Here is a 23,993-nt window from a genome sequence, read left to right on the forward strand (position 1 = left end):
CTCAGGCAGCTGGCGCTTCCAGCCGGTAACCCATGCCGCGCACGGTGTGGATGAGCGGCCGGGGGTGGCCCTCGTCGATCTTGGCGCGCAGCCGCCGGATGAACACATCCACGACATTGGTGAGCGGGTCCTCGCTCGAACCCCAGACCGTCGCCAGGATGCGCTCGCGGCTGAAGAGCCGGCCCGGCGCGCTCATCAGCAGCTCCAGCAGGGCCAGCTCGCGGGCCGTCAAGGCGAGGGCGCGCCCGCCCCGGCTGGCGCGCATCTGCTGCCGGTCAAACACCAAGTCGTCCACAACGAGCTGCGCCGCGCGCGCGGGCCGCAAGCCACGGCCGCGCCGGGCCAGGGCCTCGATGCGGGCCAGCAGCTCCTCGAATTCGAAGGGCTTGACGAGATAGTCGTCCGCCCCCGTGCGCAGCCCGGTGACGCGGTCTTCCAGCGAGCCCAGCGCCGTCAGCATCAGGATGGGCATGCCGATGCCGGCGGCCCGCAGCGTCTGGCAGACCTCCAGGCCGTTCATGCCAGGCAGCATCAGGTCCAGCAGCAGCAGGGCGTCTTCCGCCTCCGCGCCACTGCTGGCAGCGTCCTGCGCCGCTGCCAGCGCCTCGGGCCCGGTGCCGGCCAGCTGCACGTGGTAGCCCTCGGCGCGCAGGCCACGCTCCAGGAAGGCGGCGATGCGGGCATCGTCCTCGGCCACGATGAGCTTCATGCGGCAGCCCTCACGCCCGCCGCGCACAGCGGGAGGGTCAGCGTGGCCACGGTGCCGCCCGTGGGGCGCGGCGCCAGGCGCACATCCCCGTCATGCCCGCGAGCCAGGGCCTGTGCGATGGACAGGCCCAGCCCGCTGCCATCGGCCCGGTGCCGACGGGCACGCTCGCTGCGCCAGCGGTGCTCGAACACCCGGCGCAGGTCCTCGGGCGCGAGGCCGATGCCGTCGTCCTCGATGCGCACCTCGGCGCAGCCCGGGGCGTCGCCCACCACCTGCACGCTCACGCGCACCGTGCCGCGCGGATGGGAGTAGCGCACGGCGTTGTCCAGCAAGGCCATCAGCAGCTGGCGCAATCGCTGGGCGTCGCCCTTCACCGGCAGGGCATGCAGCGGCAGATCGACGTTGGGCAGGTCCACGCCCTGCGCCGCGGCCAGGGCTTGCGCCTGCTCCACCGCCTGGCGGATGGGCTGGCCCAGGTCCAGCGGTACGCGGCGGATGTCGACCGCCTCGATGTCGCTGCGGGCCACGGTCAGCAGGTCGTCGATGACGCGGCCGAGCTGGCCAGCCGTCTCGGCAATGCGGCGCAGGGCGCCCTGGTATTCGTCCACCGGTTTGTCACGGCCGCGCAGCGTGACCTCGGCCTCGCCGCGGATCACAGTCGTGGGTGTGCGCAGCTCGTGGCTGATGTCGGCGAACAGTCGCCGGCGCCGCTCTTCCGCGGTCTGCAGGGCCTGCAGCGCTTCGCTGAGCGCGCGGGTGCGTTCGGCCACCTGCTGCTCCAGATCCAGGCGCAGCTGCGCATCCCGTTCGCGGTGGGCTGACAGTTCCGCAGCCATGGCATTGACGCTGCCGGCCAGCAGCGCGAACTCGTCCCGCCCCTGCAGCGGGATGCGGTGATCCAGCTCGCCCCGCTGAAGGGCGACGGCCGCCTGCCGCAGGGCACTCAGCGGGCGGCGCAGGGCCCGCGCGAAATAGACGGCGAGTGCCAGCGCCAGCGCACCGAGGGTGACGGCAGTCGAGATCCAGAGCGTGCGCATGCGGGTCATCGCGCGGTCGGTGTCGTCCCGCTTCTCGCGCACCGTCTCTGCCTCGCGGGCCGTGCTCTCGGCCAGCAGCCGGCGCAGGTCGCGGCCCTGGGCCATGTCGAAATGCTCGCTCGCCGCCGCCCACAGGGTCGCGGGGCTGCCGCTGCCCGGCACCGGGTGTTCGCTCAGTTGGGGTACCAGGGAGTCGAGCTTCTGGCGCAGCACCACCAGCGCGTCTCGACGCTGGAGCTGGCGCTCCCGGGCGCGCGGCCGGTCGTCCAGGGCCTCGGCCCGCTCGGCCAGCTGGTCCAGCCGGTCCAGCGTGGCACGCATGGTCGCGGCGAGCTGCTGCAGCTCGGGGAGCTCCGCACCGGCGTCGAACTCTCGCTGGGCGGCCCAGGCCCGCAGCCGCTGCTTGTCGGCGGACAGCTGGGCAAAGCCGAGCTGGATGTCGGCCGCCACGCGCCCGCGCAGCACCTGGTGCTCGGCCACGCGCACCGACCACAGCGCCAGCGCGCACTGCGCGATCGCTGCGGCGGCCAGGAAGATGAGGGCCCAGGTCAGGCGGCGTCCGAACATGGCGCAATTCTCGGGGCCGTCGAGCCGGTCTGCATGAACGCCAGATGAACAGCGCATGCGCCGTGGTTCATGCCCGTGTCAGCCGGGCCTCATCAGTCGACCACGGCGAGTTCACGGCCCGCGGGCTCAATGAGGCCACGGCGCAACCGGCGCCGCGCATTCCCAAGGAGTCTTGTCATGAAGAAGTCGCTGTCCCTGCTTGCCCTGCCGGCCATGCTGGCCGCCGCGCTGCCCGCCCAGGCGGAGGTGCCGCTGGCCAACCGGGCCATCACCCAGGCCGAGGTGCTGGCCGCCCAGAACGGCTGGTGCAAGGCGCTGCTGGACATTGGCGCCGCGCACGCCAGCGGTGGCCAGGCTGCTGCCAAGGCGCTGGCCGAGAAGGTCATCGACACGGCCTATGGCTATCAGATGGGCCCCGTGCTGTTCAAGCCGACCCTGACCGTGGCGCCCCAGACCTTCCGCACGACCAAGGCGGGTGCGTTGGCCTACTTCGTCGGTGGCGATCCGGCCTTTCCCAAGGACGACGGCTTCGCGCTGAAGGGCTGGACGCGCTGTGAGGTCAGCAACAGCGCGATCTTCATCGCCGGTGACTCGGCCAGCACCCAGGGCAATGTGAGCTTCACCGGCAAGGACGGCAAGGTCACGACGGTGGACAAGACCTGGAGCTATGTGAAGGACGATGCCGGCCGCCTGCGCATCGTGGTGCACCACTCCTCGCTGCCCTACGCGCCGCGCTGAGTTCGTGGGGGTGCCGGCGCTCGCCGGGAGCGAAGCGCCGGCTTAGACTGAGGCGACCTCGTCTGCAGGAGCGCCCATGAGCCTCGCCAAGATCCTTGTCGCCCAAGGCGGCGGCCCGACCGCCGTCATCAACCAGAGCCTGGTCGGCGTCGTGCTCGAAGCGCGGCGCCAGGCGGGTGTCGGCAAGGTCTATGGTGCGCGGCACGGGGTGCGCGGCATCGTCAATGAAGACTTCGTGGACCTGACCCAGGAGACCAGCCACAACCTCGAGCTGGTGGCCAGCACGCCGGCCTCGGCGCTCGGCTCCACGCGCGACAAGCCCGATGCAGCCTACTGCCACGAGATCTTCACCGTGCTGCAGGCCCACGGCATCACGCACTTCTTCTACATCGGGGGCAACGACTCCTCCGACACGGTGCGCATCGTCTCGGAGGAGGCGCAGGCGGCGGGCTACCCGCTGCGCTGCATCCACATTCCCAAGACCATCGACAACGACCTGGTCGGCAACGACCACACGCCCGGCTATGCCTCGGCCGCGCGCTTCGTCGCCCAGGCCTTTGCGGGCGCCAATCTCGACAACGCGGCCCTGCCGGGTGTCTACGTCGGCGTGGTCATGGGCCGTCATGCCGGCTTCCTGACGGCGGCCGCGGCGCTGGGCAAGAAGTTCGAGGATGACGGCCCGCACCTGATCTACCTGCCCGAGCGCAGCTTCGACAACGAGCGCTTCCTGCGCGACGTGAAGGCCACGCACGAGCGTTTCGGCCGCTGTGTCATTGCGGTCAGCGAGGGCATCCACGATGCCGCCGGCACGCCAATGCTGTCGCGCCTGGCTGGCGAGCTCGAACGCGATGCCCACGGCAACGTGCAGCTCAGCGGCACCGGCGCGCTGGCCGACCTGCTGTGCGAGGAGATCAAGGCCAAGCTCGGCATCAAGCGGGTGCGGGGCGACACCTTCGGCTATCTGCAGCGCAGCTTCCTGGGCTGCGTGAGTGATGTCGACCAGCGCGAGGCGCGGGAGGTGGGCGAGAAGGCGGTGCAGTACGCCTTCCACGGCGACCGTGACGGCTCGGTGGCCATCCAGCGCGTGGGCTATTACGCGGTCGACTACAAGCTGCTGCCCCTGGCTGCCGTGGCCGGCAAGACGCGCACCATGGAAGACGTCTTCATCAACGAGACCGGCACCGACGTGACCGACGCCTTCCGCCTGTACCTGCGCCCGCTGCTGGGTTCGGGCATGCCGGATGCGTTCCGGCTGCGGCCCAACCCGGTGCCCAAGGTGCTCAACCGGGGCTGACCTCCGGCTCAGTCGTCCCGGTCCTCGGCAGCCGCCGGCGGCAGCACCGGCAGCCAGCGCAGCGCCGCAGCCTCCAGCCGGGTGTGCAGCCAGGCCACCGCGAGCAGGCCTGCGGCCCAGATCGCGAACAGCGTCAGCGCGCGGGTGTGGCCCTCATGCATGATTTGCCAGGCCAGCGCGGCGGCCATCGGCAGCATGGCCACGCCAAAGGTCCAGCGTTCGGCAATCACGAGACTGTTGATCACCGGGCGCACCAGCCAGCGCGACCAGTCGGGCGCCTCCAGCCGGCCGGCGTAAACCGAAGCCCCGGCCAGCGCCCAGGCCGCGCCGATGCACAGGCTGCTGGCATAGGGCACCCAGCTTCCCAGGGCCGCGTCGAAGAGCGTGGACACCAGCCAGGCCAGTCCGGCCAGCACCAGCCCGTGCAACGGCTCCAGCGGCCAGGCTGCGATCAGGCCGGCCAGGCCGAAGCCGAAGCTCGCCAGGCCCCAGGCCCAGTCCGGCAGCAGCACCAGCACCGGGGCGGCGCGCAGGTCGGCCTCCGGCTTCATCGTCATGTAGGCCAGCCAGGCGGCAAACAGCAGCCACACCAGACCCAGCACCGGCTGCATCGCATGCTGCCGCCATGCCGTCAGCGGCAGTGCCCAGCGGCGCTCGCCCACCCTGAGCGTCGGCCCGGTGTTGATGAAGGCGCCCAGGAAGATCCCGCCGGCCAGCAACAGGGCCATGCAGCCGATCCAGGTGACCATATGCGCCGTGGCCACGACCCCGTCGCCCGAGTTCAACCAGGCCACGGCCAGCACGAGCAGGCTGAAGGCGCCCACGCGCAGCCATTGGCCGCGCTTGACCTGCTCGGCCAGCCATTGCTGATCGGGGAGCTCCAGCCCCAGGCGGCGCAACTCGCCCGCGGGCAGGCCATGGAGCAGGCGGGCCAGCGCGGGCTGCATCATCAGCAGGATCAGTGGCAGCAGGGCCCAGCGCCGGGCTTCGCGCAGGGCGGCGACGCGCAGCAGCGGCTCGGCCGCCGCGCGCAGGGCCGGGTCCACGGGCTTCGGGATGCGCTCGGCCAGGGCCGTCTGCACCGCATGGGTCAGCGGCGCGCCGATCAGCCGCTCGGTGCGGAAGTCGCCGGTCCATTCGAAATGCGCATCCAGCGCCACCGCCAGGCGTTCGGGCAGCCGACTCTGGCGAACCAGCCATTCGGCGAACGCCGCCGAGAACTCGGCGCGACGGGCCAGGGGCTGTTCGTCGAGTTCGCGCCTCACGTCCTGCCAGGCGGCCATCAGGGCGTCGGTGCCGTGCCGGCGCCAGACCTGCTCCAGCCGCTCGATGAGCGCCTCGGGGCGGACGGCGGGCGGCGGGGGCAGCGCCGGTTCGGCCGGGGCCGCGGGAGGTTCGGCCTGCGGCGCCGTGGCCCTGGGCTCGACGGGCGCGGCCTCGGGAGCGTTGACGGGCGGCGGATCGATGGCGGGCGCCGTGACGGCCTCGATCACCGCGAGCGGCGGCTCGATGATGGCGGGTGGCGGCGTCAAGGTTGGCACAACAGCCGGCACGTCGGCCAGCACGTTGGCCGGCGGCGCATCCAGCCCCGGTGGCAGCGCAACGGCCGCGTCAGGCGCAGCCGCAGCCGCAGCCGGCAGTGGCACCTCGCGGCCTTGTTCGGCTTCGGCGCGCGCCCAGGCGGCCCACTGCTGGGCGCGCTCGTAGGCCGCGCGCAGGGCTTGGTAGGCCTCGGCGTCGTCGTCGGGTCGCGTGACCTTGAGCTTGACCGCGTAGGCCTTCTTGATGGCCGTCAGCTGAGTCGTCGGTTCAATGCCCAGCCGGGCCCAGTCCTCGTCCCACATGCCGGTGCTCAGAAGCGGAAGCTGTTGTCGATGCTGTCCAGCGCTTCCTTGAACTGCTGGCGCGCCTGGCGGATGTGGCGCTCATCCTGCGTCTGCAGCACCGCCTCGAACTGGGCCAGCCAGTCCTGCAGCATGGTGCGGTCATTGCCGAGCCGGTCCTCGAACAGCCGCTTGGCGCGCTCGATCAGGTAGCGGTTGTCCTGCTCGTCGCGCGGGTGGCGCTTCAGGGCCTGCAGGCGCTCGCGCGTGGCGGCGATCTCGGCAGGGCTCAGCCGCGCGCCCTGGCTCTCGATGATCAGCTCATGCCTCTCGCCGCCGGGGAACTGGGCCGCCTCCACCTCCAGCAGGCCGTTCGCGTCGTAGGTGAAGCGCACTTCCACGCCGGCCTCCCCAGCGGGCGCGGGTGCCACCGGCACCTCCAGCTTGCCCAGGCACAGGTTCTCCGAGCCCACGGGCGACTCGCCCTGGCGCACGTCCACCATGATCTGGCGCTGCCGGTCGGCCACGGTGTAGTAGCGCTCCACGCGCGACACCGGCACGGGCGTGTTGCGCTCGATGATGGGCGAGAAGCGGTCGCCCACCATGCGGTCGCCCACAGGCGTGGCGGCGATGATGCCGAGCGAATAGGGCATCACGTCGGTCAGCACCACGTCGTCCAGCGCAGCATCGCGGGCCTTCAGGCCGGCCTGCACCGCCGCACCCATCGCGATGGCGAGGTCGGGGTCGAGGTTGCGCAGTGGCAGGCGCTGGAAGAGCCGCGTGACGAGCTGCCGCACCATGGGCATGCGGGTGGCACCGCCCACCAGCACCACGTCAGCCAGGCCGGCCGGGTCGAGCTGGGCATCGGCCAGCGCGCGCTCGATGGGGCGGCGCAGGCGCTGCAGCAGCTCGGCCGATGCGGCCTCGAAATCGGCGCGGGTGAGTGTGGCGCTCAGGGCGCGCTCCTGCCAGACGGTGCGCAGCTCGGTGCTGTCGCGCTCGCCGAGGTCTCGCTTGGCCTGCTCGGCCAGGCGCCACCAGGTTTCGCTGGCGAGCCAGGCTTCGCGCTCGCTCGTGTTCAGGCCCTCGGCCTGCTTCGCGAACAGCTGCGCGATGGCGCGGCTGAAATCCTCGCCACCCAGCCGCGTGTCGCCGGCACTCGCCCGCACTTCCACCACACCTTCGAAGTACTCCAGCACCGACACGTCGAACGTGCCGCCGCCTAGGTCGAAGATCAGAAAGCTGCTGTGCTCCGGCCGCTGCTGAAGGCCGTAGGCGAGGCCCGCGGCCGTGGGCTCGTTCAGCAGCCGCTCCACCTTTAGTCCGGCGATCTCGCCCGCGGTGCGCGTGGCGCGGCGCTGGGCCTCATTGAAGTAAGCCGGTACCGTGATGACGGCTTCTGTCACCGGCTCACCCAGGAAGGCTTCGGCATCGGCTTTCAGGGTCTGCAGCACCAGGGCCGAGAGCTCCTCGGCGCGCAGCTCCTTGACGTGGGCGCCGGTCTTCAGCGTGATGCGCTTGTCGCTGCCCATCCAGCGCTTGAAGGCCAGGGCGGTGGACTGCGCATGCAGGCCCGCCCGCTCGCGCGCGGCCAGGCCCACCAGCGTGTGGCCCTGCTCGTCCAGGCTCACGGCCGATGGCGTCAGGTAGTCCCCGTGGGCATTGGGGATGAGCACCGGCGCGCCGTCTCGAAACACGGCCGCCGCGCTGTGCGTGGTGCCCAGGTCGATGCCCAGGATCATTGGCGAGATCTCCCGTTGAAAACGGGTAGGAGCTTAGCGGGTCCGCGCATGGGGTCTGGAGAAGGCCCACCGCCAGGGGACCCAGTCGGGCGGGCGCTGTCGTGGTCTTGTATTGCATGTGCTATACATCTGCGCATGAGCCGATCCGCCACCTTGCCACCGATTCGCGTCGAGCCGCAGACCAAGGCCCGCGTGGAGGCCGTCCTGCGCGAGGGCGAGTCCCTGTCGCAGTTCATCGAGAACGCGGTGTGCCGTGAGGCCGAGTACCGCGCGGAGCAGAACCGGGCGCTGGAACGCGCAGCGTCGGCCCTTGCAGAGGCAGAGCAGGGCCGCGGCCTGCTGACGGCCGATGAACTGCTGGCCGGCATGGATCAGCGCGCCCAGGCCGCGCAGCAGCGCATCCGCGCGGCGGTGGCGGCGCGAGGCCGGCAGGCCAAGGTGTGAGCGCGGCCTATCGCCTCGTCCCGACGCTCGCCTTTCAGGAAGACCTGCAGCGCCTGGAAACCCATATCGTCGAGCGCGAGCTGGCCAGTCATTCGCCCGACGAGGACTGCCTTTTCCGCTTCCAGGATGCCCTCCGGCAGGCCATGTCCTTGCTCACCTTCGCACCGCACAGTTGCCGACGTGCCGAGGCGCGGCGTGAGTTTCGCGAGCTGATCGTGCCGTTTGGCAAGGGCGGCTGCGTGGTGCTGTTCGTGATCCGCGACAGCGATATCGTGCTGCTCGCGGCGCGTGACCAGCACAAAAACGACTACCGCTGACGGGCTTCTGGCGTCACGGCTTGGGCTTCACCAGCCGCGTGTGCACCTCGTTCACGCCCATCAGCGCGGCGGAGCCGAAGTGGCGGTGGAGTTCGGCCACCATCTCGCCTTCGATGATGACTGGGTCGGTGCTCACGGCCTTGCGGGCCAGCTCCACGTCGGTGGTGGCGAAGATGAACAGGCCGCGCAGGTTCTCGACACCGTCCAGCGGGCCCGCGTACACGAGCAGGCCCTCGCGGGCCAGGCGCTGCATGTTGGCGAAGTGGCCCTTGAACATCTCGTCGCGCGCCGGACCGTCGGGCATGCGTTTGGGGCCGGTCCTGAGCAGCACCAGGGTGTAGGGACGCAGGCCGTTGTCGTTGGCGCCCCAGGCCTGGGCCTTGGCGGCGTCGTAGGCGGGCGCCTCCTGCGCGTGGGCCGTCAGGCAGGCGGTCAAGGCCAGGGCGGTGGCAAGAGCTTTCATGGCAGTCGGTGCAGCAGGCAATGACCCGGATTGAACCGCAAGCGGGCGCCGGGTGGGCCAGGATGAAACCCGCCCTCGCGGCTGCGACACTCCACGGCATGAAGCTGCTCGGTCGACTCACCTCCATCAACGTCCGCAAGGTCATGTGGACCGCCACCCTGCTCGGGCTGGAGCTCGAACGTGAGGACTGGGGCGCCGGTTTTCGCTCGCCGCAGGAGCCGGGTTATCTGGCGCTCAACCCCAACGGCCTGATCCCGGTGCTGCTGGATGGCGACTTCGTGCTGTGGGAGAGCAACAGCATCTGCCGCTACCTCGCCGCCAAGGTGGGTGACACCCCGCTGCTGCCGACCGAGCCGCAGGCTCGTGCCCGCGTGGAGCAGTGGATGGACTGGCAGGCCGGCGAGCTCAACAACAGCTGGCGCGTGGCCTTCATGGCCCTGGTGCGCGGGCAGCCGGCCACGCCGGAGGCGATTGCAGCCGGTGTGAAGGGCTGGAATCACCACATGGGTCTGCTGGACGCGCAACTGGCGCGCACCGGTGCGCATGTCTGCGGTGAGGCCATGACCCTGGCGGACGTGGTGCTCGGGCTCTCGGCCCAGCGCTGGAAGAACGCACCGATCGAGCGGCCCCTGCTGCCCGCGGTCGACGCCTGGCTGCAACGACTGGCGGCGCAGCCGGGGTTTGCAGACTACGTGGACAACGGCATGCCTTGAGTGCGGGCGTCCGGGTGCCTGGGCTCATCCGCCCGGGGCGGCCCGCGCGCGGGCGGCGATTTCTGCCGCTGCCTTTTGCACGGCGGCCTGCAGTGCCGGGCGGTTCGGTGGCACGGCCGGCAGCAGCCCTTGTGCGGTCATCGAGCGTGCCCACTGCGCGTCCGCAGCGCGATCCGGCAACTGCTGCAGGGCGGCGGCATAGACCATGCGTTCCTGGTCGGTGAGGCCCCAGGCAGGATGCGACTGCAGGGCCGCCCTCAGGCTGGCTGCATCGCCCGTCAGGGCATCACGCCGCATCGCATCGGCAACTTCCTGGCGTTCGCTGGCGGTCAGGTCGCCTGGGAAGACCGCATTCGAGTACGCCGCCGCGGCTTCCGGTACCTGGCCTCGCATGGCGCGAGCGGCCAGGCTCGGGAGCAACCAGCGATGAGCTTCGGTGACCGTCTGGCAGCGCCGGCTCTCGGCGTCGGCTTCGCGCAGCATCTCGGCCATCAGCTGCGGCTCGAGGCCTCGGTCACGCAGGGAAGTCAGGCTGTCGCGCATCCGGCTGTTGGCAGCGCAGGCCCGCAGCCACTTCACGGCTTCCCAGTCGGCGGCCGGGCTGTTGCCGGCAGCCGCTCGCTCGATGTGCGGCCCGTAGCCTTCTGATCCGATGGCGGCGGAGGGCGCGCTTGTCGAGGGGGGTGAGGGCGCGGCCGGGGCGGGCATCGGCACGCCGGGCGGCCCGGCCGGTGCTGGCACGGCTGCGGGCGGGAGCGCCAGCGCGACCGGGGCCGCCGGCGGTTGCGCTGCCTGCGGCGCAGACGGCGCGGGTTGGAGCAAGTAAGCCGCACCGGCCATCAACAGCAGCAGGCCGGATGCCGGGAGAACGAGTCCTTTCATGCGGACAGTGTGCCCGCATACCGACGCAGCCGCCTCCGTGCTAACAAGACAAGGGGCCTGACCCGTCACGGCGCCAAGCCCCTTGTTGGAGGACGCGTCCCGCCTGCCGACGGGCGCGCGGATCGTCAACCCAGTCGCACCGGCACGAAGATCTGCTGGCCGTCCCGCGACACCAGCAGGGCGACTTGCTTGGGCTTGTCCTTCATCGCATCGCGCACCTGCTCGATGTCCTTCACGGGCTTGCCGTTCAGGGCCAGCAGCACGTCGCCGGGTTGCACGCCGGCCAGCTGGGCCGGGCCGGTCACACGCTCGATCAGCAGGCCATGGTCCAACCCTGAGCCGCGCAGCTCCTGACGCTCCAGCGGGCGCAGCGCGAGGCCGAGCGAGCCGCGTTCGGCCGGTGCGCTTGCTTCCTGGGTGTCCTTCTCGGCGCGGCCCAGGCTCACGGTTTCGGTGAGGCGGCTCTTGTCGCGCCAGATCTCCAGCTTGAGCTTGTCGCCCGGGCGGGCCAGGCCCACGCGGCTGGAGACGTCGCCTGCCACGCGCACCGGTTCGCCGTCCATCGCGGTGATCACGTCACCGGCCTTCAGACCCGCCTTGGCCGCAGCGCTGTCGGGCACGACGCTGGACACCAGCGCGCCATCGGGCGCATTCAGGCCGAAGGACGCGGCCAGCGGCGCCGAGAGGTCCTGCAGCGTCACGCCCAGCCGTGCATGTTCCACCTTGCCGTGGGCCACGATCTGGTCCTTCACCTTGAGCGCCACATCCACCGGGATGGCGAAGGCCAGGCCCTGGAAGCCGCCGCTCTGCGAGTAGATCTGCGCGTTCACGCCCACCACGCGGCCGGCGGCATCGAACAGCGGGCCGCCGGAGTTGCCCGGGTTCACGGCCGCATCGGTCTGGATGAAGGGCACCACGCTGCTGTCGCCCGGCAGCGAGCGGCCCTTCGCGCTGACGATGCCTTGCGTGGCCGTCTGCTCGAAGCCATAGGGCGCACCGATGGCCAGCACGTAGTCACCCACCTGCACCTGCTTGGGGTCGCCCAGCTGCACGGTGGGCAGGCCGGTGGCATCGAGCTTGAGCACGGCGATGTCGGTGGCGGGATCGCTGCCGAGCACCTTGGCCGAGAACTCTCGGCGGTCGCTGAGCTTGACGGTCACCTGCTTGGCGTCACGCACCACGTGGGCGTTGGTCAGCACCAGGCCGTCGCTGCTGATGATGAAGCCCGAACCCTGGCCGCGGAAGGGCTGGGCGCTGGGTGGCTGCATGCGCAGGCCCGGCACACCGCGGAAGAAGCGGAAGAAAGGGTCGTTGTTGAAGGCGCTGGCGTCGCCGTCACCGTCGTCATCGGCGCTGGCCTTGTGCAGGCCGGCCACGGTGATGCCCACCACGGCGGGCCCCTGGTTCTGCACGATGGCGCGGTAGTTGGGCAGGGCGGGGGCGGGCAGACTGGTGGCGGCCGGGGCGGCGGTCACGGCGGCAGCGGCCGCGGTCGCCGTCATGCCGGCGGGTGCCTCGCCTGAGGTGCTGGCCGTGCTGGGCGACTTGGCCTGCAGCCAGCCCGGCAGTCCCCAGCCGGAGGCGGTGGTGGACAGGGTCACGCCGGCGCCGAGCAGCGCGGCGGCGGTGGCGGTGAGTGCAGTCTTGGCGGTGCGGGTCATCTCGATCTCCTCAGGGCGGCTGCGGTGCAGCCGGTTGCCAGTGACTCTAGGCAGCCTGGATGAGGGCTCGGTGAGGCCAAGGTGAGGCGAAGGTTAGGGCGGCACTCCGTGACAACCCGTTCGGGACATTCCCGCGGGTGGCACGGCGATGCAAGCGGGCGTCGCGTCCAGGCAAGTGACCGTCTACCCAGGCGGTGGGCGGCTCACTACCGTGGCCGCGGGGTGATGTCGCCCCGCCTCAACTGTGCCTGGAGTGCCATGAACACACGTCTTTCCGCGGGTGCCGCCGCCTTGCTGCTCACGCTGGCAAGCCTGCCCGCCACGGCCGGCAAGCTCTTCCTGTCCGGCGGCGCCTATGACGACGCCAATGTCGACCTCTTCGTGAACGGCCTGCGCAAGGCCACCGGACGCGACGCCAACTTCACACCCAACCTCGCCAGCACCAGCAACTGCGGCACGAACTGGGCCACCACCGCCTGCCCGCGCATCGCCGTCATCACCGCCGCGAAGGACAGTTACGCGACGGGCCTGGACGCCTTCCAGAACGACATCCCGGCCACCTCCACCTCGTCACTCAAGCGCGGCTACTACAACCTCTTCCAGACGCACGGCTTCAGCCCCAAGTTCATCACCGCTCACGTGGACAACTACGGCGTGCATGCCAGCGCGAGCACGCCCGAGGGCCAGGCCAACATCGCGGTCATCAACCAGGCCGATGCGGTGTGGTTCGTCGGTGGCGACCAGGCCAAGATCATCCGCACCCTGCTGACCGACAGCGGCGCCGACTCCGGGCTTGCTGCCGCCCTGCGAGCGCGCTGGAACAACGGCAGCGGCAACATCGTCATCGCGGGCGACTCGGCCGGCAACCATGCGCTGAACGTCAAGATGCATGCCGCCGGCGTGAGCTACGGCTACCTCTACTACGGCGCCGACCTCCCCAGCACGCCCGTGACCGGCTGGCAGACCCTGGGCGACACGCGCGACGGCACCACGGCCCTGCGCTACCTGGAAAACGGCGCCACGATGAAAGGCCTGGGCTTCCTGCCGGCCGGCATCCTGAGCGACACCCATTTCGACAGCCGCTCCGGGCGCCTCGGACGCCTGGCCGCGGCGCTGCGCAGCCTGAGCGTGCAGCAGGGTTTTGGGGTGGACGAGAACACCGGCGTCGTGGTCGACACGGCGGCGCAGACGGCCACGGTCTACGGCACCAACAAGCTGCTCATCGTCGACACGGCCGCGGCCAGCGTGCAGATCGGCACCTACTACAAGGTCAATGGGCTGCGGGTCAGCCTGCTCACGCCGGGCGACCGCTACAACTATTCGAGCAAGGTCGTGACCAGCAGCAAGACGGCCATCGGCAGCAGCTACTACTACAGCAGCTACTACGACTCCGCCGACATCTTTGCGGCGCTGGAGACCTCCAAGTCGCTGACCCGCGTGGTCGACCAGACGCCCACCACCAACGTCGGCACCGCACCGGTCCCGGTCTACAGCAGCGGGCCCAGCTACCCGAGCGGGGCACCGGTGATCAAGCTGCGCTTCACGCGCGACGCCACCACCAAGGGCTACTACGCCGGCGGCAAGTACACCGTGGACAAGGTCAAGGTGGACATCTATTGAAGCCCGGCACCCGGCCGCGCCGTCAGCGGCCAGGCCCGGGCCACACCAGCACCGGCCCGCCGTCGTCGATGCGCGCGTGCTCCGGGGGCTGGAAGCCTGCCGCGCGCAGGGCGGCCAGCGCCGGGCGGGCGCTGTCTGCCACGGTTAGCACACGCGACTCGGCCTCATGGCCGAGGAAGGACAGGTAAACCGTCTGGCGCGGCAGCAAGGCCGCCAGGTGGCTGCGCCAATCGGCGCCGAGGCGGGCCTCGGCCTCGGCGGGTGAACCGGGGTAGAAGCGTGCGCCCAGCGCCTGCCAGAAAGGCGACCGGCCCGCGGCATCGCGCCAGCCAGGCAGCTCGGCCACCAGGGCGTCGCCGAAGTCCTGCGGGCGTTCACGCAGCTGGCCTTGGGCAGCGGCAATCAGCTGGCCCAGGGCCAAGGCCTGCGCGTCGGCATCCAGCCCGGCCGCGCAGTGCAACTCGGTGAGTTCGGCGCGGCCAGTGTGGTCGTTGCCCAGCAGCAGCGTGGTCTGCAGCCGGAAGAGCCCCAGCTCCGCCGCCGCATGCACCACCCGGCCCAGCCGGAAGTGATAACGCGGCAACCGCAGGCCCAGGCGTGGCACGAGGCGCAGCGAGGCGCGGCCGTCGGCCAGGGCCAGGCGCAGGCCGGCCTCGTCGGCGGTGATGTGGACGCGGTTCATGCGCTCACCTCCGCCTGCAGCGGCGTGGCCAGCAGCCGGTCACCGGGCTGCGCACCGACACGGGCGGCCGTGGCGGCATCCACGGCGCGGCCCACTTCGGCCAGCACGGCGCGAAAGCGGGCCCGCTCGGTGCAGGCCAGCAGTGCCGGCTCGCGCGGGCCGGGGTCATCCTGCACCAGCATCTCGCGGGCCAGGCGCACGCTGCGCAGCGAGGCCAGCGGCGCCTCGACCGTCGGGCCGCCGTCGAAGATGTCGACGTAGGTGTCCATGTCGAAGCCTTCGTCCTGCAGGATGGAAAACGGCAGCTCGCCCACCGGATGCAGCTGGCCCAGAGCCCACTGCGCGGCTTCGGGCAGCAGCGCCACGTAGATGGGCGATGGCGGCATCAGGTCGGCGATGAAGGCCTTGCTGCGCCCGCCCACGATCACTTCCGCCTGCGGGTAGTCCATGCCGAAGAAGCGCCGCCCCACCGCATCCCAGAACGGGCTTTGGCCCTGGGCATCGGTGATGCCGGGGCTCTCGGCCGCAATGCGTTCCGAAAAGCGATCGGCATGGGCCTGGATGAACAGCAGCCGCGCGCGCGAGAGCAGCTGCGCGGCCGGGCCGTCCTCGTAGGCGGGGTCGAGGTAGAAGGAGGTCAGCAGCGTGGCACCGGTCAGGTCGTGGCACAGGTGCAGGGTGTGCATGCGCTGAGACACGCCGAGCGCCGCGCTGGCGTGCACGACGAACTCGTTGCGGTAGCTGTAGAAGCGGTCGAAGAAACCGGCGCTGGCGGCAATGCCCGAGCAGCCGACCAGCCGGCCAGCCTGCAGGTCTTCCAGCACGAAGAGGTAGGTCTCTTCGCCGCTGGCGTCGTCGGGGCTGGCGAAGGCCTGGCGCGAGGCGTGGATGCGCGCGGCCAGCTTGGCCTCGTCGTTGGGCAGCGAGCTGATGCCGTCGGCGCTGGCCGCGGCCATGCGCACGAGGTCGGCCAGGTCGGCCTCGGCCACGGGGCGCAGCAGCAGGTGGTTCATGCGGAATCTCCCGGAAGGGCAGGGGTGCGCCAGGCCTGGGCCCGGCGGCTGCGCTCATCGCGCGGGGTATGGCCGAAGTGGCTCTTGTAGGCGTTGGAGAAATGCGGCCCCGACGAGAAGCCGCAGGACAGCCCGATCTGCAGGATGGACTGCGAGCTCTGCTGCAGCAGCCGCTGCGCCCGTGCCAGGCGCAGCGCCAGGTAGTGGCGCGAGGGCAGGGTGTCGAGATGCTGCTTGAAGAGCCGTTCGAGCTGGCGGCGCGACACCCCCACGAGCTGGGCCACGTCTTCGGTCGGCAGCGGCTCGGCGAGGTTGGCTTCCATCAGCGCGAGGGCCTCGGCGAGCTTGGGGCTGCCGGCGCCGCGGCGCTCGCTGTAGCCGGCGCGCTGGCGCTCGTCCTGCGGCCGCAGGCCCTGCACGCCCAGCCACTGCGCCAGCTCCTGGCCGAAGCGCTCGCCGTGCAGGCTGGCCAGCCACGCGCCGCAGAGGTCGACGCTGGCCAGCGCGCCCGCGCAGCTCAGTCGCCGGCCCTCGTCGCTGATGGCCCACAGGCCGCTGGCCCAGGCCACGGCCGGGTGGTCGTTGGCCAGGCCGTCCAGCAGCGGCCAGTCGGCACAGGCGCGTTGGCCGTCGAGCAGCCCGCAGGCGGCCAGTTGGGCTGCGCCGGCATCGATGCCGGCCAAGACGCGGCCCTCGGCGGCCCAGCGTTTCAACCACGTGGCCAGCGCGGGCTCGCAGGGGCCAGTGTCGGCCGTCACCAGGAAGACGGCATGCCAATCAGCCTGCGGCGGCAGGGCAGCGGTCTGCACCGCCGTGCCGTTGCCCGACATGACGAGACCGCCGGTGACCGACAGGCATTCCGCTCGCCAGATCACCTCGTCCTGCAGCTCGTTGGCGGCCGCCAGCCCGTCCAGCACCCCGGCCAGGGCGAGCATCGAGAAGCCCGGCTGAGGCAGCAGGGCGACGCGGCGCAGGACGGGCGGCGGAGTCATGCCCGCAATCGTCTCATTGCCAGTGCATCAGTGCCGGCACGGCCAGCAGGGCCAGGGCCATGACGAGGTAGACCGCCTGCAGCGGCAGCATCCAGCGGAACCAGGTTCCGAAGGGCACGCCCGACAGCGCCAGCACGCCCACCGTGATGCCCGAGGTGGGGATGACCGGCGTGGTCAGCTCACCGAACTGGAAGGCCAGCACCGCGGTCTGGCGGGTGATGCCGACGAGATCGGCCAGCGGCGCCATCAGCGGCATGGTCAGCGCGGCCTGGCCGGTGCCGGAGTGGATGAAGAAGTTGATGACCGACTGGATCGCGAACATCTTCTGCGCAGCCAGCACGGGCGTGCTGGAGGCCACCAGCGGCGCCAGGGCGTTGAGCAGGCTGTCGATGATCTGGCCGTCGCGCATCAGGATGACGGTGGCCTTGGCCAGCGCAATCACCAGCGCCGTCCCGACCAGGTCGCGTGCGCCCTGCAGGAAAGCGGCCATGAAGTCATCGGCGGACAGCCGCGCCAGCACGCCCACCGCGATCGCCATCACGAGGAACAGGGCGGCGATCTCCTCGATGTACCAGCCGAACTTCACGACGCCGACGATCATCACGCCCAGCGTAGCCGCGAACAGCCACAGCACCGCGCGATGCCGGCCGGTCATGCCGGCGAACTGCTCGAAGCTGGCCAGGTCCAGCGTCTTGCGGCGCTCCTGATCGAGGGCGAACGTCGGGCTGAGTTCAGGCTGGCGCCGGATGCGGGCGGCCCACCACAGCAGGAAGGCGATGGTCAGCCCGGTGGCGATGGCCCAGCACAGCGCGCGGTAGCCCAGGCCCGAGAACAGCGGCACGCCGGCAATGCCCTGGGCCACGCCAACGTTGAACGGGTTCAGGAAAGCGGTCGCGAAGCCGACCTGCGAGCCCACGAAGGGAATGGCCACGCCGGTCAACGTGTCCAGTCGCAGGGCCAGCGCCAGCGGGATGAAGATCAGCACGAAGGGAATCGCCTCTTCCGCCATGCCGAAGGTCGCGCCGCCCAGCGAGAACAGCGTGACGAACACCGGGATGACCAGCGCCCTGACCAGCGCCGAGCGACCGTGGGCGCGAGCCACGGACTTGATCAGCGCGTCGATGGCCTCGGTGCGCTGCAGCACCGAGAAGGCACCGCCCACGATCAGCACGAAGCCGATGATGAGCCCGGCCTCGACGAAGCCCTTGATGGGCGCCGTCAGCAGTGCGACGAGGCCTTGCGGCCGCGCCTCCACCAGGTGGAAGCTGCCGGCCTTGATGACCTGCTTGCCGTTGACCAGCTCGGTCTCGAACCGGCCGCCCGGCACGATCCAGGTCGAGGCCGCGATCAGCACCAGCAGCGCCGCCAGCAGGACGTAGGTGTTGGGGAGCTTGAACTTCATGGCGAGAGCAGCTTGCCGGAGCGGTAGGGGGTGGCGCCGGCAATCTTGGCCAGACGCATGCCGCGCGTGGCAAAGCGCCGCGCGCTGCGGGCGAAGCAGCGGCCGGTGGTGCGAGCATGCAGCGGCGTGCGCGCGTCGGTCAGCGGGCAGATGATCTCGGCGACCAGCTCGCCGGCCTCCACCCAGTCACCTGGCGCCTTGGCGAACACCACGATGCCGCTGCGGGGCGCCGTCAGCGGTTCGACACCTTCCAGCGGTGTGGCGTCACAAGCGGCGGGAGCCGGCGGCGGGGTGCCCTCCACGTGGCCGAGCTGCTGCAGCGTGGCCACCAGGGCAGCGGCGTCGCGCTCGGCCAGCTCGGCGCTCACCTCGGTCTCGCCGCGCAGCTCGACCGTGGCGGCAAGGCAGCCGTTCGGGTCGATCGGGAAGCGGCCCGCAAAGTGCGCGGCCAGCTCCCACCACAGCCGCGACAGCGTCTCGTCGAACGGATCGTCGCCCGAGACCTCGCTGTACAGCAGGGCCTGCGCGCCCAGGTAGCCCGCCAGCGGCTGCAGCGCCTGCACCTGCGGCGTGCCGGTGTAGACGTGCATGACCGCCTGGTTGTCGCAATGCAGGTCGAGCACCAGGTCGGCATCGGCGGCCAGGGTCTGCAGCAGATGCTTGAGCGCCTCCGCCTCGCTGCCGGGCTGCCAGGCGGCCAGCAGCTGGCGGCAGGCGGCGCGGATGGTGCGGGCATTGGCATCGGCGTCCGCGCCCAGCCGGCCTTCGAGCGCCGGGATCAGCGCCGGCGTGAGGTGACGGAACTGGCGGTTGAAATTGATGCCGCTGCCGAGATCGAATCGGCCGAAGGCCGAGCCCTGCACGTCCTGCGCCAAGCCGATCGGGTTGGCCATGGGCACGAGCACGATCTCGCCGCGGATGGCGCCGGCCGCCTCCAGCGCCGAAAAGCGTTCGATGAGGGCCTGCGCCACCAGCATGGGCGGCACTTCGTCGGCATGCAATGCGGCCTGCAGATAGGCCTTGCGGCCGGAGGTGCCGGCGCCGAAGTGCAGGCTGCGCACATGGCGCTGCGTGCCGGCGCTGGCGGCCGGCAGTTCATGGATCACGGTGCGCATGTCAGTTCGCCTGCAAGGGCGTGAAGAGGGGGGTGGCCATGCGCACGGGGGTCACGTCCAGGCGCACTTTCAGCACGGTGTAGTCCTCGCCGCCCAGGGCGCCGCTGAACCAGCCGACCATGCCGGGGCCCTTGGTCAGGCGGAACTCGAAGCCCAGGTCGGGCGAGAGATCGCCGGGCCGCGGCTTGGCGCGGTAGGCGAGGCCCCGCACCTCCGGGAAGGGGCTGTCCAGCAACTGGGCCATGGCGGTCACGATGGCGCTGTCGGCCAGGATGTCCAGGAAGTACTGGTCGTGGCGCAGATAGGGCTTGTAGTCGCTCGCCGTGGGGTCGATCTTGGCCTCACGCAGCTTGTGCGGCGCGGGTGTGGTGACGCCAGTCTTGAGGTCGTGGCGGTCACCCCGGTCCAGGTAGCTGATGACGGCGCCGCGCAGGTTGAAGGCCGGCACCCTGGCGTCGCTCGTGGCCTCGGACAGGTCCACCAGCAGCGCGCCGCGCGCGCCCACGATCTCCACCTGGCTCCCCTTCACCACGGCGGCGGTGTTCTCCTCCACGCCCAGGCCCGTCTTGAAACCCAGCGAGCGCATGGCCGGCAGCATGCGGCCGATGCGGCCGCGCTTGAGGAAATGCTGGTCGATGAACAGCTCCGGCCCGACGAAGCCCAGGCCGCGGTCGTACTCCTGCCGCTCGCGCCACTGGCCTTTCAGGATCTGCAGGTTGTCCTGTGCGTCGCGGAACATCATGCGGCTCATGATGGCCGCGCCTGCGCTGGTGCCGGCCACGACGCCGCCACCATCAAACACCTGCCAGATGGCCTTGAGCATGGCGTTGGGCTGGCCGCCGGGCTGCAGGGTGTCGACGATGAACTCCTGCGCGCCGCCCGAGAAGAACACCGCCTTGGAAGCCGCCACCTTGGCAATCAGCGCGGGGTTGTTGAGCTGGGCTTGAAGGTCGACGTCCTTCAGGCGCGGGGCCACTGGAATGGCTTCGGCATTGGCGCCGTGACGGTTGAGCGTGGCCACGATCAGGCCGGCGCTGCGCTCCGGGTTGGCCGCGGCGGTGGCGAACACGGCGATGCGTGCGCCCGGGCCGCCGGCTTCTTCGACGATGCGTTCCCAGACGGCGTCGTTGTCGCTCTTGAGGGCGCCACCGATGACGATGGCCGTGCCGGCATGCACGGCGCTGAGCCAGCACAGCGGCAGCAGGAGAAGGGGTTTCAGGAATCTCATGCAGCCATCTTGTCAGCGCCGCGCGGCAGCGGCCAGCGGGTTAGGCCTCAAGCCGGTGCGTCATGCACCGCAATCGCAATTGCATGTCGCTTCGCTGCAAGCCGTCCACAGGGCGCTTGCGGTGAAGCGACGCGCACTTGCCCAGAAGCGACCGGCCCGCCGAAACCCCATAGGCAAGTCAGACGCGGCCTCCCTAACCTGAATGGCATCCGATCCCACCCCACTCCACAGAGGCCTTCATGACCCGCTCCTTCACCCGGCACCCGCTGGCCCACGCCGCGCTGCTGTGCGCCATCACCCTGACCGCCCAGGCTCAGACCCAGGACCAGAAGCTCGAACGCGTCGAGATCACCGGCTCCAGCATCAAGCGCATCGACGGGGAGGCTGCGTTGCCGGTGGACGTCATCAAGCGCCAGGACATCGACAAGCTCGGCGTGACGACCGCCGCCGAACTGCTGCAGAAACTGACCTCCAACGTCGGCGGCCTGACCGACGGCGCGTCCATCACCGACCAGAGCGGTGGCCAGCGCGGCTTCAACGGCGCCAACCTGCGCGGGCTGGGCGTGTCCAGCACCCTGGTGCTGCTCAATGGCCGGCGCCTGGCCAACTTCGCCAGCCCCGGTGACGATGCCGGCGTCGACCTGAACAGCATTCCGTCCGGCGCGATCCAGCGCGTGGAGGTGCTCAAGGACGGCGCGTCGGCCATCTACGGCACCGACGCGATGGGCGGCGTGATCAACTTCATCACCCGCAAGGACTACCAGGGCGCCGACATCAGCGCTTACGCCCTCAAGACCAGCGAAGGCGGCGCCGGCAAGACGACCGTGACGCTCGGCGGCGGCTTCGGCGACCTGCGCAAGGACCGCTTCAATGTGTTCGCGACGCTCGATCTGCAGAAGCTCGATGCGCTCGATGCCTCGCAGCGCGACTTCATCAAGGCCTACAGCCTGCCCACCAGCCTGCCGCCGCAGGCGTCGAGCAACTCCTTCCCGGCCAACATCGACCTCACCAGCGTGCAGTTGACGGCGTTGAACAACTTCGTGCGCGCCAACCCGAACACCGCGCTCAAGGGCAGCAATGCCGACGGCACCTGGAATCCGGGCGGCCCCAATTCGGGCTCGCGGCGCGTCAATTTCGGCAAGGCCAGTTGCACCGGCGCGCCCAACCCCAACTTCGTCGACGGCACGAGCCTCGGGGGCCGCGAGGGCTGCTCCTACGATTACGTGGCCGGTTCGCAGATCTACCCCAAGGCCGACAAGCAGAGCCTGCTCGGCCGCTTCACGGCGCAGCTGGATGATGACAACCAGGTCTTCGTCGAGCTGATGCTGGCCAAGGCACAGACCGACTACGCCGCCTCGCCCGCCACGGCGCGCTTTCGCACCAGCTCGGGCATCACGCTGCCGCAGTCGCTGCAGAACGTGACCGGCATCACCGGCGCGGTGGACTTCCGCTTCCGGCTGGAAGACGCCGGCCAGCGCACCAGCCGCGTGGAGAGCAACGCCAGCCGGCTCGTCATCGGCGCAACCGGCACCCTGGCCGGCTGGGACTACGACACCGCCCTCAGCCAGAGCACGAACAAGGCGACCGACACGGACCTGTCGGGCTGGGTGTCGCTGAGCAAGCTGGAAGCTGGCCTCAAGGCGGGCTCGTACAACCCGTTCGTGAAGCCTGCGGACCGCTCGGCCGGCCAGGCCTTCATGAACTCCATCCGGCTGGACGGCGCCGCCCGTATCAGCAAGGGCACGTCCACCAGCATCGACGGCAAGCTGACCCGTGCCATCGGCGCGCTCGCCGGCGGCGACGTGATGCTCGCCCTGGGCGCCGAGTTCCGCAAGGAGAAGACCGAGTTCCGTGCCACCGACGTGCTCAAGAGCAATGACGTGAACAACGACCGCTCCAGCTCGGGCGAGTTGCTGGCCGACGCCGACCATTCGCGCAACGTGGCCGGCGTGTTCGCCGAAGTCAGCGCGCCCATCACCCGCGAGCTCGAAGCCCAGTTCGCGCTGCGCCACGACCGCTACAACGGCGTGTACGACGCCGCCACCAACACCACCTCGCCCGACCTCAGCACCACCAACCCCAAGGTGGGCCTGAGCTGGCGCCCGAGCAAGCAGCTGCTGGCGCGCGCCTCCTATGGCACGGGCTTCCGCGCACCGACGGTGTCGGAGATGTTCCTGCCCGTGCGCTCGGGCATCACCTCCAGCTTCGTGCGTGACCCGGTGAGCGGCGAGGTTGGCCAGCTCAACATCGACCGCTACTCCAACCCCGAGCTCAAGCCCGAGAAGAGCAAGCAGGCGAGCCTGGGCGTGGTGTTCGAGCCGGTGCGCGGCCTGCTGGGCAGCCTGGACTACTGGACGATCCGCAAGTCCGACATCATTTCGCAGATCGGTGAGGAAACCATCTTCACGACGCCGGCGCTCTACAACGACCCCAAGGTCGTGGCGCGCGATGCCGACGGCTTCGTCGACTTCATCACCGTCAAGAAGGAGAACCGCGGCAAGCTGAACACCTCGGGCTTCGATGTGTCGCTGAACTGGCGCGGCGAGGCCACGGCCTGGGGCACCTTCGGCGCGGGTCTGAACGGCACGCTGGTCACCGAGTACAAGTTCTCGACCGACCCGCGCTCGCCGCTGGTGGACGGCCTGGGCAAGTTCAAGGACGACAAGGCCGTGCAACGCTGGCGCCACAAGCTCAACCTGGACTGGGACTACGGCCCGGCCAGCGTGACGGTGACCAACACCTACCTGTCCAGCTACCGTGACCAGAACGTGGACGGCCTGGCCGCGCCGGCTTACAACAACCGCGACGTCAAGGCCTATTCGCTGTGGGACCTGACGGCCAGCTACCGCATCACGCAGCAACTGCGCCTGCGCGGCGGCATCCTGAACGTGGCCGACACCGCACCGCCCTTCACCAACCAGTCGCGCTACTTCCAGGTGACCTGGGACCCGACCTACGGCGACCCGCGCGGCCGCAGCTACTTCGTGTCGCTGAGCTATCAGCTGCGCTGAAGCCGCCGATGCGTGTGCGTGCTGGAAACAGCACGCAACTTCCCGCCCCGTCGCGTGACCACGCGGCGGGGCGTGTTGCTTTCGTTCACATCGAGCGCCGGGCTGCCAGGCGCGGGCCTGCAGACTGGCGGCATGCCTTTGCAGATCGATGATTCCCCAGTGGTGCTGACCTCGGCGCAGACCCTGACCGGCTGGCGCCGTGAGTTCTGTGTGGAGCTGCTGGGCGATGGCCAGGCGCGTGTGTTCCTGCGTGCGGTGGAGGCGGCCTCCCTGAAGGCCACGGAGCTCAAGCGCGGCGTGCTGTTCCACCGCGTGGGTGCGGGCTTCCAGGACCTGGCCGGTGTGGTGGCCGCCGCCCGCGAGCCGTTGGAGCAGCTCGCCCGCAGCGCCGTGCGCCAACAGCCCACCAAGGACAACCTCTTCGCCGCCGTCACCTACGACCGCGCGGCCTGGGACCGGGTGGTCGATGCGCTCGATGCCTGGCAGCGTCGGCCCCACCCGGTGCCGGTGCGGCACGCTTGACCCGCGCCCGGCTCGCCT

At 70.4% G+C, this 23,993-nt stretch carries 21 protein-coding genes; 8 read left to right on the forward strand and 13 right to left on the reverse strand.

Features of this window, described 5'->3' with window-relative positions; translation table 11 throughout:
- Position 1 precedes the first annotated feature (1 nt).
- Together CDO81_RS21275 and CDO81_RS21280 are read right to left on the reverse strand one after the other, a co-directional pair.
- On the reverse strand, positions 2–709 hold the full coding sequence (locus tag CDO81_RS21275; protein WP_088485296.1) for a response regulator transcription factor: 708 nt from the start codon (positions 707–709) through the stop codon (positions 2–4).
- On the reverse strand, positions 706–2,313 hold the full coding sequence (locus tag CDO81_RS21280; protein WP_158218375.1) for a sensor histidine kinase: 1,608 nt from the start codon (positions 2,311–2,313) through the stop codon (positions 706–708). The genes CDO81_RS21275 and CDO81_RS21280 overlap by 4 nt, the downstream gene beginning before the upstream one ends.
- A 177-nt stretch (positions 2,314–2,490) precedes the next feature.
- Here CDO81_RS21280 and CDO81_RS28900 point away from each other — a divergent pair, with 177 nt between their 5' ends.
- On the forward strand, positions 2,491–3,051 hold the full coding sequence (locus tag CDO81_RS28900) for a hypothetical protein (protein WP_088485243.1): 561 nt from the start codon (positions 2,491–2,493) through the stop codon (positions 3,049–3,051).
- Positions 3,052–3,127: 76 nt separating this feature from the next.
- Entirely contained in the window at positions 3,128–4,345 is a 1,218-nt protein-coding gene (locus CDO81_RS21290; protein ID WP_088485244.1) for a 6-phosphofructokinase, read from the forward strand.
- A gap of 8 nt (positions 4,346–4,353) precedes the next feature.
- Here CDO81_RS21290 and CDO81_RS21295 read toward each other — a convergent pair whose 3' ends face one another.
- Entirely contained in the window at positions 4,354–6,189 is a 1,836-nt protein-coding gene (locus CDO81_RS21295; protein WP_088485245.1) for a hypothetical protein, read from the reverse strand.
- Between the two features lie 8 nt (positions 6,190–6,197).
- Complete coding sequence (locus tag CDO81_RS21300) at positions 6,198–7,910, reverse strand: Hsp70 family protein (RefSeq protein ID WP_088485246.1); 1,713 nt, start codon at positions 7,908–7,910, stop codon at positions 6,198–6,200.
- 135 nt (positions 7,911–8,045) lie between these two features.
- On the opposite strand from CDO81_RS21300, the gene CDO81_RS21305 reads away from it, so the two are divergent.
- Complete coding sequence (locus CDO81_RS21305) at positions 8,046–8,354, forward strand: YlcI/YnfO family protein (protein ID WP_088485247.1); 309 nt, start codon at positions 8,046–8,048, stop codon at positions 8,352–8,354.
- The gene (locus CDO81_RS21310; RefSeq protein WP_088485248.1) at positions 8,351–8,671 is read left to right on the forward strand and encodes a plasmid stabilization protein; all 321 of its coding nucleotides are present in this window, start codon (positions 8,351–8,353) and stop codon (positions 8,669–8,671) included. Before CDO81_RS21305 ends, CDO81_RS21310 begins: the two co-directional genes overlap by 4 nt.
- 13 nt (positions 8,672–8,684) lie before the next feature.
- On the opposite strand, the gene CDO81_RS21315 is transcribed toward CDO81_RS21310, so the two are convergent.
- Positions 8,685–9,134, reverse strand: a complete 450-nt coding sequence (locus CDO81_RS21315; RefSeq protein ID WP_088485249.1) for a YciI family protein — start codon at positions 9,132–9,134, stop codon at positions 8,685–8,687.
- 98 nt (positions 9,135–9,232) lie between these two features.
- On the opposite strand from CDO81_RS21315, the gene CDO81_RS21320 reads away from it, so the two are divergent.
- Positions 9,233–9,847, forward strand: coding sequence for a glutathione S-transferase family protein (locus tag CDO81_RS21320; protein WP_088485250.1), 615 nt, complete (start codon positions 9,233–9,235; stop codon positions 9,845–9,847).
- A 24-nt stretch (positions 9,848–9,871) separates the two neighbouring features.
- Here the strand turns inward: CDO81_RS21320 and CDO81_RS28225 are convergent, their stop codons facing one another.
- Both CDO81_RS28225 and CDO81_RS21330 read right to left on the reverse strand, forming a co-directional pair.
- Complete coding sequence (locus tag CDO81_RS28225) at positions 9,872–10,729, reverse strand: hypothetical protein (RefSeq protein WP_088485251.1); 858 nt, start codon at positions 10,727–10,729, stop codon at positions 9,872–9,874.
- Positions 10,730–10,854: 125 nt separating this feature from the next.
- Positions 10,855–12,390 (reverse strand): Do family serine endopeptidase, encoded by a 1,536-nt coding sequence (locus tag CDO81_RS21330; protein WP_088485252.1) that lies wholly within the window; start codon positions 12,388–12,390, stop codon positions 10,855–10,857.
- A gap of 258 nt (positions 12,391–12,648) precedes the next feature.
- Here CDO81_RS21330 and CDO81_RS21335 point away from each other — a divergent pair, with 258 nt between their 5' ends.
- On the forward strand, positions 12,649–14,010 hold the full coding sequence (locus CDO81_RS21335; RefSeq protein WP_088485253.1) for a cyanophycinase: 1,362 nt from the start codon (positions 12,649–12,651) through the stop codon (positions 14,008–14,010).
- Positions 14,011–14,032: 22 nt separating this feature from the next.
- Here CDO81_RS21335 and CDO81_RS21340 read toward each other — a convergent pair whose 3' ends face one another.
- Genes CDO81_RS21340 through CDO81_RS21365 form a run of 6 tightly spaced genes read right to left on the reverse strand, consistent with a single transcriptional unit; the run spans position 14,033 to position 20,442 of the window.
- A complete protein-coding gene (locus CDO81_RS21340; RefSeq protein WP_088485254.1) occupies positions 14,033–14,692 on the reverse strand; it encodes an arginine N-succinyltransferase in 660 nt (219 codons plus the stop codon).
- Positions 14,689–15,705, reverse strand: a complete 1,017-nt coding sequence (locus tag CDO81_RS21345; RefSeq protein WP_088485255.1) for an arginine N-succinyltransferase — start codon at positions 15,703–15,705, stop codon at positions 14,689–14,691. Before CDO81_RS21345 ends, CDO81_RS21340 begins: the two co-directional genes overlap by 4 nt.
- A complete protein-coding gene (locus CDO81_RS21350; RefSeq protein ID WP_088485256.1) occupies positions 15,702–16,697 on the reverse strand; it encodes a GlxA family transcriptional regulator in 996 nt (331 codons plus the stop codon). The genes CDO81_RS21345 and CDO81_RS21350 overlap by 4 nt, the downstream gene beginning before the upstream one ends.
- 13 nt (positions 16,698–16,710) lie before the next feature.
- Positions 16,711–18,099, reverse strand: a complete 1,389-nt coding sequence (locus CDO81_RS21355) for a YfcC family protein (RefSeq protein WP_088485257.1) — start codon at positions 18,097–18,099, stop codon at positions 16,711–16,713.
- A complete protein-coding gene (locus tag CDO81_RS21360; protein WP_088485258.1) occupies positions 18,096–19,214 on the reverse strand; it encodes a succinylglutamate desuccinylase/aspartoacylase family protein in 1,119 nt (372 codons plus the stop codon). The genes CDO81_RS21355 and CDO81_RS21360 overlap by 4 nt, the downstream gene beginning before the upstream one ends.
- Position 19,215: 1 nt before the next feature.
- Positions 19,216–20,442 carry a cyanophycinase gene (locus tag CDO81_RS21365; RefSeq protein ID WP_088485259.1) on the reverse strand — a complete coding sequence of 409 codons (1,227 nt, stop codon included), beginning with the start codon at positions 20,440–20,442 and terminating at the stop codon, positions 19,216–19,218.
- A gap of 239 nt (positions 20,443–20,681) precedes the next feature.
- On the opposite strand from CDO81_RS21365, the gene CDO81_RS21370 reads away from it, so the two are divergent.
- Complete coding sequence (locus CDO81_RS21370; RefSeq protein ID WP_088485260.1) at positions 20,682–23,453, forward strand: TonB-dependent receptor; 2,772 nt, start codon at positions 20,682–20,684, stop codon at positions 23,451–23,453.
- A gap of 132 nt (positions 23,454–23,585) precedes the next feature.
- Positions 23,586–23,975, forward strand: coding sequence for a hypothetical protein (locus tag CDO81_RS21375; protein WP_088485261.1), 390 nt, complete (start codon positions 23,586–23,588; stop codon positions 23,973–23,975).
- Positions 23,976–23,993: the final 18 nt, after the last annotated feature.

It is taken from the genome of Roseateles puraquae (genome assembly GCF_002205845.1).
Taxonomy (GTDB): Bacteria; Pseudomonadota; Gammaproteobacteria; order Burkholderiales; family Burkholderiaceae_C; genus Pelomonas; species Pelomonas puraquae.

Bases quoted from the DNA above. Each gene is read 5' to 3' on its own strand.
- CDO81_RS21275 (WP_088485296.1), bottom strand. From the start codon at position 709: ATGAAGCTCATCGTGGCCGAGGACGATGCCCGCATCGCCGCCTTCCTG.
- CDO81_RS21280 (WP_158218375.1), bottom strand. From the start codon at position 2,313: ATGTTCGGACGCCGCCTGACCTGGGCCCTCATCTTCCTGGCCGCCGCA.
- CDO81_RS28900 (WP_088485243.1), top strand. From the start codon at position 2,491: ATGAAGAAGTCGCTGTCCCTGCTTGCCCTGCCGGCCATGCTGGCCGCC.
- CDO81_RS21290 (WP_088485244.1), top strand. From the start codon at position 3,128: ATGAGCCTCGCCAAGATCCTTGTCGCCCAAGGCGGCGGCCCGACCGCC.
- CDO81_RS21295 (WP_088485245.1), bottom strand. From the start codon at position 6,189: ATGTGGGACGAGGACTGGGCCCGGCTGGGCATTGAACCGACGACTCAG.
- CDO81_RS21300 (WP_088485246.1), bottom strand. From the start codon at position 7,910: ATGATCCTGGGCATCGACCTGGGCACCACGCACAGCGCGGCGGCCGTG.
- CDO81_RS21305 (WP_088485247.1), top strand. From the start codon at position 8,046: ATGAGCCGATCCGCCACCTTGCCACCGATTCGCGTCGAGCCGCAGACC.
- CDO81_RS21315 (WP_088485249.1), bottom strand. From the start codon at position 9,134: ATGAAAGCTCTTGCCACCGCCCTGGCCTTGACCGCCTGCCTGACGGCC.
- CDO81_RS21320 (WP_088485250.1), top strand. From the start codon at position 9,233: ATGAAGCTGCTCGGTCGACTCACCTCCATCAACGTCCGCAAGGTCATG.
- CDO81_RS28225 (WP_088485251.1), bottom strand. From the start codon at position 10,729: ATGAAAGGACTCGTTCTCCCGGCATCCGGCCTGCTGCTGTTGATGGCC.
- CDO81_RS21330 (WP_088485252.1), bottom strand. From the start codon at position 12,390: ATGACCCGCACCGCCAAGACTGCACTCACCGCCACCGCCGCCGCGCTG.
- CDO81_RS21335 (WP_088485253.1), top strand. From the start codon at position 12,649: ATGAACACACGTCTTTCCGCGGGTGCCGCCGCCTTGCTGCTCACGCTG.
- CDO81_RS21340 (WP_088485254.1), bottom strand. From the start codon at position 14,692: ATGAACCGCGTCCACATCACCGCCGACGAGGCCGGCCTGCGCCTGGCC.
- CDO81_RS21345 (WP_088485255.1), bottom strand. From the start codon at position 15,705: ATGAACCACCTGCTGCTGCGCCCCGTGGCCGAGGCCGACCTGGCCGAC.
- CDO81_RS21350 (WP_088485256.1), bottom strand. From the start codon at position 16,697: ATGACTCCGCCGCCCGTCCTGCGCCGCGTCGCCCTGCTGCCTCAGCCG.
- CDO81_RS21355 (WP_088485257.1), bottom strand. From the start codon at position 18,099: ATGAAGTTCAAGCTCCCCAACACCTACGTCCTGCTGGCGGCGCTGCTG.
- CDO81_RS21360 (WP_088485258.1), bottom strand. From the start codon at position 19,214: ATGCGCACCGTGATCCATGAACTGCCGGCCGCCAGCGCCGGCACGCAG.
- CDO81_RS21365 (WP_088485259.1), bottom strand. From the start codon at position 20,442: ATGAGATTCCTGAAACCCCTTCTCCTGCTGCCGCTGTGCTGGCTCAGC.
- CDO81_RS21370 (WP_088485260.1), top strand. From the start codon at position 20,682: ATGACCCGCTCCTTCACCCGGCACCCGCTGGCCCACGCCGCGCTGCTG.
- CDO81_RS21375 (WP_088485261.1), top strand. From the start codon at position 23,586: ATGCCTTTGCAGATCGATGATTCCCCAGTGGTGCTGACCTCGGCGCAG.